Below are 12,000 nucleotides of genomic sequence, written 5' to 3' on the forward strand. Positions count from 1 at the left end.
CCGCCGAACCGCGCGCCGTCGCACGCCCCGCCGCCGCCGCCCGCCGCCGCGCCGCCGCGCGCCCGGCCGAACCCCCGCCCCTGCCCACCAAGGCCGAGCTGCGCGCCTTCCTGGCCCAGGCGCGCGGCCGCGTCGGCAAGTCCGACATCGCACGCCATTTCGGCCTGTGGCCGGACCAGCGGCAGGAGCTGCGCGCCCTGATGCGTGAGCTCTCGGCCGAGGGCGGCGCCACCCAGGCGGGCAAGCGCGCCATCATCGCGCCGGGCAACCTGCCCGAGATCGCGCCGGTCGAGATCACCGGCACCGACCCCGATGGCGACCCCATCGCGCGGCCGCTGCAATGGCAGGGCGAAGGCCGCCCGCCGATCATCTACATGCACGCCGAACCGCGCGGGCAACGGGCGCTCACGGCCGGCGAAAGGGTGCTCGCGCGGCTCAGGCCGATCGGGCCGGGCAAGTATGAAGGGCGCACCTTCAAGCGGATCGCCGGCGCGCCGCCCGCGCGCATCCTGGGGGTGTTCGAGGAAGGCCGCATCATCCCGACCGACCGCCGCCAGAAAGGCACCTGGGAAGTGCCGCGCGGCGAGGAAGGCGGTGCCAGGCCCGGCGAGATCGTGCTGGCGGAACCGCTGCCCTCGACCCGGCATTTCGGCGCCAAGCCGGCGCGCATCGTCGAACGCCTGGGTGTCATGGGCGAGCCGCGGTCGGTCTCGCTGGTCTGCATCCACGCCCATGGCATCCCTGACGTGTTCCCGGCCGAGGCGGTGCAGCAGGCCGAACGCGCCGTCGGCGTCAGCGCGCAGCACCGCACGGACCTGCGCGACATCCCGCTGGTCACCATCGACGGCGAGGACGCGCGCGACTTCGACGACGCGGTCTTCGCCGAACCCGATGGGGACGGCTGGCGCATCCTGGTGGCCATCGCGGATGTCGCGCATTACGTCACGCCCAATTCGCCGCTGGACCGCGAGGCCTGGGCGCGCGGCAATTCGGTCTATTTCCCCGACCGCGTCGTGCCCATGCTGCCCGAGGCGCTGTCGAACGGCTGGTGCTCGCTGCGCCCGCATGAGGACCGCGGCTGCCTGTTCGTCGAGATGCGCTTCGACGCGCAGGGCCGCAAGCAGTCGCACGCCTTCGGGCGCGGCATCATGCGGTCGGTCGCGCGGCTGACCTATGAACAGGTGCAGGCGGCCGCCGATGCGCCGGCACCCGGCGCCGCCCCCGCCGCGCCCTCGCCGGCCGATACGCTGCCCGAGGGCCATGTCGGGCGCCTGTATGGCGCCTTCCGCGCGCTGCTGGGCGCGCGCATCGCGCGCGGCACGCTCGACCTCGATGTGCCGGAACGCAAGGTGGTGCTCGACAGCCACGGCCGCGTCGCCGAGGTCGCGCCCCGCGCGCGCCTCGATTCGCACCGGCTGATCGAGGAATTCATGGTCGCCGCCAATGTCTGCGCGGCCGAGGAGCTGGAACGCCTGTCCCAGCCCTGCATGTACCGCGTGCACGACCGGCCGTCCGACCAGAAGCTGGAGGGGCTGCGGCAGTTCCTGGCCACCTTCGACATCACGCTGCCGCCATCCGACCGCCTGCACCCGCGCGACTTCGCCCGGGTGCTGGAGAAGGTGCGCGGCAACCCGCAGGAACGCCTGGTCAACGAGGCCGTGCTGCGCGGCCAGTCGCAGGCCGCCTATGCGCCCGACAACCTCGGCCATTTCGGCCTGGCGCTGCCGCGCTACGCGCATTTCACAAGCCCGATCCGCCGCTATGCCGACCTGCTGGTGCATCGCGCGCTGATCCGCGGGTTGAAGCTTGGGCCCGACGGGATGCAGGAGAGCGAGGCGGCGCGCTTCCCCGACACCGCCGAGCACATCACCAGCACCGAGCGCCGCGCCGCCGCGGCCGAGCGCGACGCGGTGGACCGCTACCTGGCGGCCTTCATGGCCGGGCGTGTCGGAGAGTCGTTCGACGCACGCATTTCCGGCGTGACTCGCTTCGGCCTGTTCGTCACCCTGGAGGCCAACGGAGCGAGCGGAATTGTCCCGCTCGGATCCCTGCCGGACGATCGATGGGACTTGGACGAGGCCACGCAGACGCTGGCCGGTCGCAGGACGCGACTGACCTTCGCGCTGGGACAGGCGGTGGAGGCGCGACTCGCCGAGGCGACGCCGCGCACCGGCGGCATGGTGTTCCACATCCTGCAGGGCATCCCCGGCAGCGGGCGCAAGCGGCCGGCCGGCAAGGGGCGCCCGCAGGCGCGGCGCTGACGCCCCCTTCCAGATCGCGCCGGCCGGCGACGTCCGGCGACCGCGACAGGCCCGCCCCCGCCCCGCCACGCCAGCCTGCCGCAACAGTGGGCCCGGTACGCGCGCGGGCCGGCGCCGGCTTGGCCGACCGGGGCCTGGACGCCGGCCCGGCACGCGGCCTGCGCGCCGGCGCGCCAGCGCCGCGGCCGGCCGCCGGGCATTCCGCCCGTGTGCTCATGCTGGCCGTGCTGCTGCTGCTGCTGCCGGGCGTGGTGGTGGCGCAGGAGGCCGTCCGCAATGCACCCTATCCGCGCGACGAGATGCGCCTGGTGCTCGGTGCCGGCTTCGCCGCCATCCTGGAGCGCCACCTGGAGGCCGCCACGCCCGCCGACCTGCTGGCCTGGGGCCTGGCCGGGCTGGTGCAGATCGACCCGACGCTGCGCGCGGTGCGCACGCCGCGCGAGGTGACGCTGTTCGCCGGCGAGCGCCGCCTGCTGGCGCGCCCGGTGCCCGTCGCCTCGGTCAATGAAGGCCCGGCGGCGACCGGCGGCGCGGCGGCCGATGCCCTCACGCTGTTCCAGCAGGCCGCCTGGGCGGCATCGCCGGCGCTGCGCAGCGCCGGCGCGCCGCGGCTGATCGCCGCGAGCTTCGAGGCGGTCTTCGTCCACCTCGACCCGTTCAGCCGCTACGTGACGCCCGAGGAAGCCCAGGCGGCGCGCGAGCGGCGCATCGGCGAGGCGGGGCTGGGCCTGCGCCTGGCACCCTCGCGCCCGGGCGCCGGCGCGGTGATCGTGGCGCTCAACCCGGATGGCCCCGCCGCGGCGGCCGGGCTGAGCCTGGGCGAGCGCGTGCTGGCGATCGACGGCATCGTGCTGCGCCGCCGCGATGCGGGCGTGGCGGCCGGGCTGCTGGAAGGCCCCGCCGGCACCACCGTGACCCTGCTGGTCGAGGGCGAGCGCCGCCGCCGGCGCACGGTGGCGGTCACCCGCAGCCTGCCGATCGGCAGCCCTGTCGCGAGCGAGCGGATCGACGATGTGCTGGTGCTGCGGATCCCGTCCTTCACGGCGCAGACCGAGCGCCAGGTCTCGGCCGCGGTGCTGACCGCCACGGCGGAACGCCCGCTGCGCGCCATCCTGCTGGACCTGCGGGGCAATCGCGGCGGGCTGCTGGCCCAGGCGGCGGCGGTGGCCGACGTGTTCCTGGGCGATGGCGAGGCGTTCCGCACCATCGGCCGCCACCCCGAGGCCAGCCGCATCTATGCCACCGGCCGGCCCGACATGGCCGAGGGGCTGCCGCTGGTGGTGCTGGTGGATGGGCGCACCGCGTCATCGGCCGAGATCCTGGCGGCGAGCCTGGGCGATCGCGGTCGCGCCGCGGTGCTGGGCACCGGCACCACCGGCAAGGGGCTGGTGCAGCTGGTGGTGCCGCTGCCCGATGGCGGGGAATTGCTGATGTCCTGGTCGCGGCTGGTGATGCCGGCCGGCTGGCCGTTGCAGGGGGTGGGCGTGCTGCCCGGCCTGTGCACGGCGGGCGGGGCGGAGGCGGCGGCGCGCAACCTGGCGGCGCTGCGCGCCGGCGCGCGGCCGATGGGCCCGGCGCAGGCCCGCCAGCGGGCGCTGCGCCACCCCGTGCCGATGGCCGAGGCGGAGGCGATCCGCGCCCTGTGCCCGGCGGGCGATGCGCGGGAGGGGGATGTGGCGGTGGCGCGGGCGCTGGCGCTGGACCAGCCGGCGCTGGCGGCGGCCTTGGCGCGATGAGGCGTTGTCCGGCGCCGGGGGCCGCGGGGATGCCGCCCAGGGGCCGTCCACCGCATCGCGCCGGCCATCCCGGCGGTGTCCGGCGGCCGGCGCCGGCGGTCCCGGCCGGCCTCCAGCCGAGGGGCGGGCGGCATCGGTGCCTGTATGGCGGGCACGGATGCGCCGGCGGCGCCTGACGGTCGGGCGCGATCGCGCCGCGTGGGCGGGGGTGGCGCGCGGTGTGATCGGCAGGGCGGCTGGCGGCGCGGATTGCGCGGGTCCCGGCCGCGTTTCCCTTGACGCGGCCGCGTCGATCGCTAGGTTGCGGCCCCTCGCGCCCGGGGCGGCTTCGCCCGCGGGCCCCGGAGCAGTGGACCCATGGCCAAGTCGAACACCATCCTCATTCGTCTCGTGAGCAGCGCCGATACCGGCTATTTCTACGTGACGAAGAAGAATACCCGGACGATGACCTCCAAGATGGAGAAGAAGAAGTACGATCCGGTGGCGCGCAAGCACGTCGTCTTCCGCGAAGCGAAGATCAAGTAGGCTGCGCGGGGCGCGCCCCGCAGGCGCCGGCCCGTCCCGGCGCCCAGTTTTCGATTCGCATGGACGGCCCGTTGCGGGCGCCAGGGTCACCCGGCCGCCAGGCTGGGCCGGTGTCGCGGCGGCTTCGCGCGATCGCCATGACGCCTGCGGGCCATGGCGTTGGACAAGATCGCCGCCCGGCCGCGAGGGGCCCCGTGACCGGGATCGCCGCTATTCCGGCAGCGTGCTCCAATCCGCGGCCGATGCGGGCTCCACGCGGTTCCGCCCACCTTCCTTCGCGCGGTACAGCGCGGCATCGGCGGCCGCGACCAGCCGGTCGGCGCTGGTCGCGCCACGGGTGATGGCGGTGCCGATGCTGACCGTCAGCGCCAGCACCAGCCCGGGCAGCACGATCGGGCGATCGGCGATCGCGGCGCGCAGGCGCTCGGCGACCGCGCCGGCCTCCTCCTCGCCGGCGCTGGCCATCACCACCATGAATTCCTCGCCGCCGTAGCGGGCCACCACATCGACCGCGCGCAGGTGTTCGCGCAGCGTGTCGGCCACCACCTTCAGCGCGACGTCGCCCGCGGCATGGCCATGGCGGTCGTTGAGCGGCTTGAAGCGGTCCACATCCAGCAGCAGCACCGCGACCGACGAACCGCTGCGCAGCAGGCCATCGAGGTGCCGGCGCACGTAGCGCCGGTTGCGCAGCCCGGTCAGCGCATCGGTCACCGCCAGTTCGAGCGACCGGTCCAGGCTTTCGCGCAGCAATTCCTGGTAGCGGCGGCGGCGCAGCTGGTTGCGCACCCGCGCACGCAGTTCCGGCGCATCGACCGGGCGCATCACGTGGTCGGAGGCGCCGAGGTCGAAGGCGCGCAGCACCGCCTGGCGCTGGTCCTCGGCGGCCAGCAGCACCAGGGGCATGTCGCGGCTTTCGCTGCGCGCGCGCATGCGCGACGCCAGGCGCAGCGCATCCCCGCCGGCCAGCGGCAGGCTGAGCAGCGCCAGGTCGTGCATCTCGTCCTGCAGGCGTTCCCAGGCGGCGGCTTCGTCGGGCGCGTGGTCCAGCAGGATGCCGTCGGCGGCCAGCGCGGCACCGACCGCCTCGGCCTCGGCGGCCTGGCCGCCGGCCAGCAGCAGGCGGGCGCCGACGAAGCCTTCCTCCGGGATCTCGGTGGCGTCGAAGCCCATGTCGCGGGCGGTCTCGCCGCGGATGCGCCAGGCGTCCAGCACCTGCTTCACGCGCAGCAGCGCGCGCAGCCGGGCGAACAGCAGGGCGGTGTCGACCGGCTTCGAGATGAAGTCGTCGGCGCCCGCCTGCAGGCCGCGCACGCGCTCGGGCTGCTCGGTCAGGGCGGTGACCATCACCACCGGGATATGCGCCGTGGCGGGCTGCGCCTTGAGCCGCCGGCAGACCTCGTAGCCGTCCATCCCGGGCATCATGATGTCGAGCAGGATGACGTCGGGCGCCCAGGCGGTGGCGAGCGCCAGCGCCTCCGGCCCCGAGGCGGCGAGCGCGACCTCGAAGTACTCGGCGCGCAGCTTGGCTTCGAGCAGCCGCAGATTGGCCGGCACGTCATCGACCACCAGGACCCGCGCGGTCATGCGGCGGCGCCATGGAACGGTAACTGGCCGGGGGCGCGGCCGCGTCCTATCAGCGACAGGGCGATGATAACTCGTTGAAACGTCATCATTTTGTCACGGAGAATGCGATGTCGGGACTCACCATCGAGGATGGCGGCGCTGCGAAGCGCAATGGCGGCGTCGGGCTGTTCCTGCGCCGCTGGATGGCCAATCCGCTGCAGATGGGTTCGGTCGTGCCGTCCTCGCCGGCGCTGGGCCGGCGCATCGCCGCCCTGGTCGAACGCCGTGGCGACGAGGTGGTGGTGGAACTGGGTGCCGGCACCGGTGCGATCACCCGCGCCCTGCTGGCCGGCGGCGTGCCGGCCGAACGCCTGGTGGTGGTCGAGATCGTGCCCGACATGGCGCAGCACCTGGCCCGCGCCTTCCCCGGCGTGACCGTGGTGCAGGGCGACGCCTTCGCGCTGCCGGATGCGCTGCCGGCGGCGCTGCGCGGGCGAATCGGCACGGCGATCTGCGGCATTCCGCTGGTGCTGCTGCCGATCGACCAGCAGCGGCGCTTCGTGGCGGCGGTCGAGGCGGTCGCGCCCGGCCGTGGCTTCCTGCTGTACACCTATTGCATCACCTCGCCCTTGCCCTGGCGCGCGCTGGGGCTGACGGCCCGGCGCGAGGCCTGGACGCCGCTCAACCTGCCCCCGGCGAGCGTCTGGCGGTACCGGCCTGCCGGGTGAATCGCGCATCCCACTCCTCATGCGGCGCGGCAGGGCGCGCCGCATGACCATGCTACAGGTCATGCATCGACGGAAGGTTGCCGCGGCCTGAAGCCGCGCGATCACGCGCTCGTCATCGTGACCTCGCGCCCGTCGCGGTGGCGCAGCTGCACCACCATGCGCGGATGGGGGCTCTGGCGGACCTTGACGGCATCCGCCAGGCCGCGGTCGGTCAGGGCGCCGCGCAGCGCCATGGCGTCGGGGTGCTCGGCCTCCAGCGACACCAGGCGCCAGCCGCTGTCACGGATATGCTTGGCGGCGCGTTCGCCATCCCACTGGATCAGCGGCGGGATCAGGTTGTCCATGTCCTGGCGCTGCGGGGGGAAGGCCATGCGCCAGGCGAAGTTGCCGCGCGTCATGGCCTTGATCTCCCCGGCATGGGAGGCGCCCAGCCGCGCGATCACCGCATCCAGCGCGGGGGTGGAGGCGACATAGGCGATCAGCCGCGGCTCGGCCTCCAGCATGGTCCGCAGCGACGGGTCATCGAGGTCGAAGGGCCGCGGATGCGGCGGGTCGGGCTGCGCGGGGTCGGGGGCGATGACCTCCAGGTAGCACTGCGCCCCCATTCCCAGCAGCATGTTGTGGGTGCCGACACCCGGATGGGCCCCGCCCTTGGACGGCTTCACGCCGAGCAGTTCCTCGATGTAGCGCGCGCCTTCGTCGAGCGTGCGGGCACCGATGACGATGTGGTCGATCTCGGCCATGGGTCCTGGCGTTCCTCTCGGTTGGCGGGCGGCGCGGTATCCGGTCGGCCGAGCGGCCTGGCGGATGTCCTGCGGCGGAAAAAAAGCGAACGTCTAGCGTGCCGCGAACTGGGTCTTGCCGAACATGATCTCGCGCTCGGCATCGGTCATGGTGCCGCGGCGCTGGTTCTCCGCCAGCACCTCGATGCCGCGTTGCACGGCCGGGCGGGCGGCGATGGCATCGTGCCAGCGCGCCACGTTCGGATATTGACCGAGATCAACGCCGCGGCGTTCCGGATTGCGGATCCAGGGGAAGGTCGCGATGTCGGCGATGGAATAGTCGGGGCCGGCCAGGTAGGCGCTGTCGGCCAGGCGCTTGTCGAGCACGCGGTGCAGGCGTGCGACCTCATTGGTGTAGCGCTCGATGGCGTAGGGCAGTTTCTCCGCCGCGTAGTTCGCGAAATGGCCGTACTGCCCGAACATCGGCCCGACGCCGCCCATCTGGAACATCAGCCATTGCAGGCAGGTGTAGCGCGTGGCGGGGTCGGCCGGGATCAGCGGCGAGCCCGCCTTCTCGGCCAGGTAGACCAGGATGGCCGCGCTCTCGAACAGGCTCAGCGGCGCACCGCCGGGGCCGTCCGGGTCGACGATGGCGGGGATGCGGTGGTTGGGCGTGATCGCGAGGAATTCGGGGCGGAACTGTTCCCCCTTGCCGATCGCCACGGGGATGATGCGCCAGGGCAGGCCCTGCCCCGCCTCGGCCAGTTCCTCGAGCAGGATGTGCACCTTGTGGCCATTGGGGGTGGGCCAGGTCCAGACCTCGATGGGCGCGGCGTCGGGCATCGGCATGTCCTCGTGGTTGCGATGACGATGACGAGGGCGCGCGGGGCGTGCAAGCCGCGTGACCATTCCGCGACAGGGCGGGGCCAGGCGCCGCGGCGAAGCGTGGCGTTGCGGGATGGCTGCGGATGGCGCGCCCGGCCATCCGCATTGACGCCACGCCGCGCCGCGCCTGATCTCGTGCGCCCGAGCACGGATCGTCGCCATGGACCACCCGCCCGCCCGCCCCAAGATCGCCGAGACCGTGATCCACCCGAGCGTGCGCCTGCGCGAGGCCTCCATCGGGCGGTGCTGCGAGGTGCTGGAGCGGGCGTCGATGGAATACGCGACGCTGGGGGATTTTTCGTATCTCGGCCATGATTGCCAGGTCTCGGACGCGACCATCGGCAGGTTCTGCGCCATCGCCGCGCATGTGCGGATCGGCCCGCCGAACCACCCGATGGACCGCCCATCGCTGCACCGCTTCACCTATTGCCCGGAATACTACGACGCGACGAAGACGCGCGACGCGGGCTTCTTCGCGCAGCGCCGCGCCGACCGCGTGACGATCGGGCATGACGTGTGGATCGGCCATGGCGTGACCGTGCTGGCCGGCGTGACGGTCGGCGACGGCGCGGTGCTGGCGGCCGGCGCGGTGGTGGCGAAGGACGTGGCGCCCTACACGATCGTCGGCGGCGTGCCGGCCCGGCCGATCCGCGACCGCTTCCCGCCCGGCATCGCCGCGCGACTGCAGCGCATCGCCTGGTGGGACTGGCCCTTCGAGGTGATCATGGAGCGGCTGGGGGATTTCCAGTCCGACGACGTGGCCGCGGTCTGCGACCGCTGGGAGCGCGGCTGAGCGGGGCTTCCGGGCGCGCGGCGCGTATCGCATCCTGCGCGCGACGCCACGGGAGCACGCCATGCCGGCCGACTACGCCATCACCTTCTTCTACTACGAGGACCTCGCCGCCGCCGCGGCCTTCTACGAAAGCGTACTGGGCTTCGAGCTGGTGCTCGACCAGGGCATGGCGCGCATCTACCGCGTCGCCGGCCGGTCGTATTTCGGCATCGTGGACGGCACGCGCGGGCACCTGCGCCACCAGCCGCGCAGCGCCGTGCTGCTGACCATCGTGGCCGAGGATGTCCCCGCCTGGCACGCGCGGATGCACGCCGCCGGGGTCGCCGCGCTGAGCCCGATCCAGCGCGGCACCTATTGCGAGCACTTCTTCTTCGAGGACCCGGCCGGCTACGCGATCGAGGTGCAGCGCTTCCACGACCCGAAGGTGGCCGCGCTGTTCTGAGCGCGCCGCCCGGGGCCCGCCGGCGATGGCCCGGCGGACCGCGGCCGGGCGATCAGGCGTTGCCCGACAGGTAGTCCATTGCCGCGAGCACGCCGCCGGGCTTGTAGGGCACGCCGGACTCCTTCAGCCCCATCTCGACCCCGCCCAGCGTGCCGACCAGTTGCAGGTCGCCGAAATCGCCGAGGTGGCCGATGCGGAACACGCGGTCGTTCAACTGCCCGAGGCCGTTGCCGAGCGACATGTTGTGGCGTTCCAGGATGGTCGCGCGCAGCGCGTTGGCGGAATGGCCCTCGGGCAGGCGCACGGCGGTCAGCGCGGAGGAATAGTGGCGCGGCTCGGCGCACTGGATCTCGAAGCCCCAGGCGCGCACGGCGCGACGGGTGGCTTCCGCGTGGCGGTCGTGGCGGGCGAAGACGTTCTCCAGCCCTTCCTCCAGCAGCATGTCGACCGCGGCATCGAGGCCATAGAGCAGGTTGGTCGCCGGCGTATAGGGGAAGTAGCCGGTGGCATTGGCGGCCAGCATCGGCTTCCAGTCCCAGAAGGACCGCGGCAGCTTCGCCGTCTCGCTGGCCTTGAGCGCCTTGGCGCTGATCGCGTTGAACGACAGGCCGGGCGGCAGCATCAGCCCCTTCTGCGAACCGGCCACGGTGACATCCACGCCCCATTCGTCGTGCCGGTAGTCGATGGACCCCAGCGAGGAGATGGTGTCGACCAGCAGCAGCGCGGGGTGGCCGGCGGCGTCGATGGCGCGGCGGACTTCATCCACGCGCGTCGTGCAGCCGGTGCTGGTTTCGTTGTGCACCACGCAGACCGCCTTGATCGCGTGCGCCTTGTCGTCGCGCAGCCGCGCTTCGATCTGCGCCACGTCGGCGCCGCGGCGCCAGTCGGTCTTGACCAGGTCGGTGACGATGCCGAGGCGCCCCGACATTTCCTGCCACAGATGCGCGAACCAGCCGGTCTCGCACATCAGCACGCGGTCGCCGGGCGACAGCGTGTTCGCGAGCGCCGCTTCCCAGGCGCCGGTGCCCGAGGCCGGGTAGATGATGACGTGGGACTGCGTCTGGAAGACGTGGCGCACCTTCTCCAGCAGCTGCTTGCCGAGCAGGCCGAAATCCGGGCCGCGATGGTCCATGGTGGGGTTGTCCATGGCGCGCAGCACGCGGTCGGGCACGTTGGTGGGGCCCGGGATCTGCAGGAAGTGGCGACCGGCGGTCGGCTTGGACTGGAAATAGGCCATGGGGCGGTTCCTCTGCTTCCCGCGCTACATGGCGCAGGACCGCGGCGGACGCCAATGAGTTCGGCTGGTCGCGCCCATGAGCAGGCGCGATGCGGCCGTCAGGCGGTATGCGCCAGCAGCACCACCTGGCGCTGGTCGCGCGCGCTGTCGCGCAGCGGCAGGTTGAAGCGGGCCACTTCCTCGACCCGCGCGAAGCCGGCATCGAGGGCGAGCTGCCGCAGCGACGCGGTGGAATACCGCCACCAGTTGCAGTTCACCTGGCCGCCCATGTAGCGCATCAGCGGCGCATCGCCGAGGCCGTCGATGTCGGGATCGACCATCTCGGAGATGATCGCGACGCCCTCGGTCACCGCGCGCATGCGCTGCAGCGCCAGCGCCGGGTCGCGCAGATGCACCAGCACATTGCCGATATGGCTGACGTCGAAGCGCCCCCATTCGGCGGCATCGAGGCGATAGACGCTGCCGGTGCGCCGCTGCACGCGCGAGCCCAGGGCCTCGTGCGCGATGGCGAAGCCGCGGCCGAGCGGCGTGGCCAGCAGGTCGTCCGCCATGCCGGCGCGCACATTCGGCGGGAAGTCGATGTCGCCGAAGGTCTCGACGTCCAGCGCCATCACCTCCGCCGCGCCGCGCTTTTCGAACTGGAAGGCCCAGAAGCCGTCGAAGGTGCCGATGTCGAGCACCCGCTTGCCGGCCAGGGTCTCCGGCAGGCGGTACTTCGCCAGGTGCGGGATGTGGTTGAATTCGCCCGGCGTCAGGACGCCATGGCCGAGGTCGATGGTCTGGTACCAGCCGACGGAGGCGACGCGCGCGGCCAGGGCGGCGGCCTCGGGGTTGGCGGGCTCGGCGGGCAGGCGCGGCACCGCGGCGTTCCAGGCGACATCGCGCGCGGCGCGGCGGCGGTCGGCCAGGCCCTTGTACCAGCGGTTCCAGGCGGCACCGCCCAGGCCGAGCGTCACCTCGGCGCCGTCACGCCCGGCGGCGAGGCTCGCGTGCAGCGGACCGACCTTGAGGCTCTTGCGGGGCATGTCGTACCTCGTGGAACTACCGCGCGGACGTTTGCCGTTACGCGATCCGGCTACAAATGACATTCTGTCCACGTACCGTCCCA

Annotated in this window: 11 protein-coding genes; 6 read left to right on the forward strand and 5 right to left on the reverse strand. The window is 73.0% G+C overall.

All coding sequences use genetic code 11. The features are described from left to right. The 3 genes from rnr to rpmG all read left to right on the forward strand — a co-directional run. Nucleotides 1-2,261, forward strand: a 2,261-nt coding sequence (gene rnr, locus LQ222_RS18055) for a ribonuclease R (RefSeq protein WP_374202173.1), incomplete at its 5' end; no start/stop codon positions are given. Between the two features lie 215 nt (nucleotides 2,262-2,476). Continuing rightward, nucleotides 2,477-3,997, forward strand: coding sequence for a S41 family peptidase (locus LQ222_RS18060; protein WP_230168282.1), 1,521 nt, complete (start codon nucleotides 2,477-2,479; stop codon nucleotides 3,995-3,997). A gap of 357 nt (nucleotides 3,998-4,354) precedes the next feature. Beyond that, on the forward strand, nucleotides 4,355-4,522 hold the full coding sequence (gene rpmG, locus LQ222_RS18065) for a 50S ribosomal protein L33 (protein WP_168041378.1): 168 nt from the start codon (nucleotides 4,355-4,357) through the stop codon (nucleotides 4,520-4,522). A 210-nt stretch (nucleotides 4,523-4,732) separates the two neighbouring features. Here the strand turns inward: rpmG and LQ222_RS18070 are convergent, their stop codons facing one another. Further along, a complete protein-coding gene (locus LQ222_RS18070; protein ID WP_230168235.1) occupies nucleotides 4,733-6,106 on the reverse strand; it encodes a PleD family two-component system response regulator in 1,374 nt (457 codons plus the stop codon). A 107-nt stretch (nucleotides 6,107-6,213) separates the two neighbouring features. Between LQ222_RS18070 and LQ222_RS18075 the strand changes: the two genes are divergently transcribed. Then, nucleotides 6,214-6,813, forward strand: coding sequence for a class I SAM-dependent methyltransferase (locus LQ222_RS18075; protein ID WP_230168236.1), 600 nt, complete (start codon nucleotides 6,214-6,216; stop codon nucleotides 6,811-6,813). A 101-nt stretch (nucleotides 6,814-6,914) separates the two neighbouring features. Here the strand turns inward: LQ222_RS18075 and LQ222_RS18080 are convergent, their stop codons facing one another. Together LQ222_RS18080 and LQ222_RS18085 are read right to left on the reverse strand one after the other, a co-directional pair. Next, nucleotides 6,915-7,556 carry a VOC family protein gene (locus LQ222_RS18080; RefSeq protein ID WP_230168237.1) on the reverse strand — a complete coding sequence of 214 codons (642 nt, stop codon included), beginning with the start codon at nucleotides 7,554-7,556 and terminating at the stop codon, nucleotides 6,915-6,917. A 93-nt stretch (nucleotides 7,557-7,649) separates the two neighbouring features. Then, complete coding sequence (locus LQ222_RS18085) at nucleotides 7,650-8,378, reverse strand: glutathione binding-like protein (RefSeq protein ID WP_230168238.1); 729 nt, start codon at nucleotides 8,376-8,378, stop codon at nucleotides 7,650-7,652. A gap of 202 nt (nucleotides 8,379-8,580) precedes the next feature. On the opposite strand from LQ222_RS18085, the gene LQ222_RS18090 reads away from it, so the two are divergent. Both LQ222_RS18090 and LQ222_RS18095 read left to right on the forward strand, forming a co-directional pair. Further along, nucleotides 8,581-9,213 carry a DapH/DapD/GlmU-related protein gene (locus LQ222_RS18090; RefSeq protein WP_230168239.1) on the forward strand — a complete coding sequence of 211 codons (633 nt, stop codon included), beginning with the start codon at nucleotides 8,581-8,583 and terminating at the stop codon, nucleotides 9,211-9,213. Nucleotides 9,214-9,274: 61 nt separating this feature from the next. Beyond that, nucleotides 9,275-9,655, forward strand: a complete 381-nt coding sequence (locus LQ222_RS18095; protein ID WP_230168240.1) for a VOC family protein — start codon at nucleotides 9,275-9,277, stop codon at nucleotides 9,653-9,655. A 52-nt stretch (nucleotides 9,656-9,707) separates the two neighbouring features. Here the strand turns inward: LQ222_RS18095 and LQ222_RS18100 are convergent, their stop codons facing one another. Both LQ222_RS18100 and LQ222_RS18105 read right to left on the reverse strand, forming a co-directional pair. Next, the gene (locus LQ222_RS18100; RefSeq protein ID WP_230168241.1) at nucleotides 9,708-10,892 is read right to left on the reverse strand and encodes an alanine--glyoxylate aminotransferase family protein; all 1,185 of its coding nucleotides are present in this window, start codon (nucleotides 10,890-10,892) and stop codon (nucleotides 9,708-9,710) included. A gap of 98 nt (nucleotides 10,893-10,990) precedes the next feature. Further along, a complete protein-coding gene (locus tag LQ222_RS18105) occupies nucleotides 10,991-11,917 on the reverse strand; it encodes a methyltransferase domain-containing protein (RefSeq protein WP_230168242.1) in 927 nt (308 codons plus the stop codon). Between the last annotated feature and the right edge of the window lie 83 nt (nucleotides 11,918-12,000).

Source organism: Roseomonas sp. CECT 9278, assembly GCF_918698155.1.
GTDB lineage: Bacteria > Pseudomonadota > Alphaproteobacteria > Acetobacterales > Acetobacteraceae > Neoroseomonas.

What these genes read in the sequence shown, in the direction of transcription:
- LQ222_RS18100 (WP_230168241.1), bottom strand. Translation starts at nt 10,892, where the DNA reads ATGGCCTATTTCCAGTCCAAGCCGACCGCCGGTCGCCACTTCCTGCAG.
- LQ222_RS18080 (WP_230168237.1), bottom strand. Translation starts at nt 7,556, where the DNA reads ATGGCCGAGATCGACCACATCGTCATCGGTGCCCGCACGCTCGACGAA.
- LQ222_RS18075 (WP_230168236.1), top strand. Translation starts at nt 6,214, where the DNA reads ATGTCGGGACTCACCATCGAGGATGGCGGCGCTGCGAAGCGCAATGGC.
- LQ222_RS18090 (WP_230168239.1), top strand. Translation starts at nt 8,581, where the DNA reads ATGGACCACCCGCCCGCCCGCCCCAAGATCGCCGAGACCGTGATCCAC.
- LQ222_RS18060 (WP_230168282.1), top strand. Translation starts at nt 2,477, where the DNA reads ATGCTGGCCGTGCTGCTGCTGCTGCTGCCGGGCGTGGTGGTGGCGCAG.
- LQ222_RS18095 (WP_230168240.1), top strand. Translation starts at nt 9,275, where the DNA reads ATGCCGGCCGACTACGCCATCACCTTCTTCTACTACGAGGACCTCGCC.
- LQ222_RS18085 (WP_230168238.1), bottom strand. Translation starts at nt 8,378, where the DNA reads ATGCCCGACGCCGCGCCCATCGAGGTCTGGACCTGGCCCACCCCCAAT.
- LQ222_RS18105 (WP_230168242.1), bottom strand. Translation starts at nt 11,917, where the DNA reads ATGCCCCGCAAGAGCCTCAAGGTCGGTCCGCTGCACGCGAGCCTCGCC.
- rpmG (WP_168041378.1), top strand. Translation starts at nt 4,355, where the DNA reads ATGGCCAAGTCGAACACCATCCTCATTCGTCTCGTGAGCAGCGCCGAT.
- LQ222_RS18070 (WP_230168235.1), bottom strand. Translation starts at nt 6,106, where the DNA reads ATGACCGCGCGGGTCCTGGTGGTCGATGACGTGCCGGCCAATCTGCGG.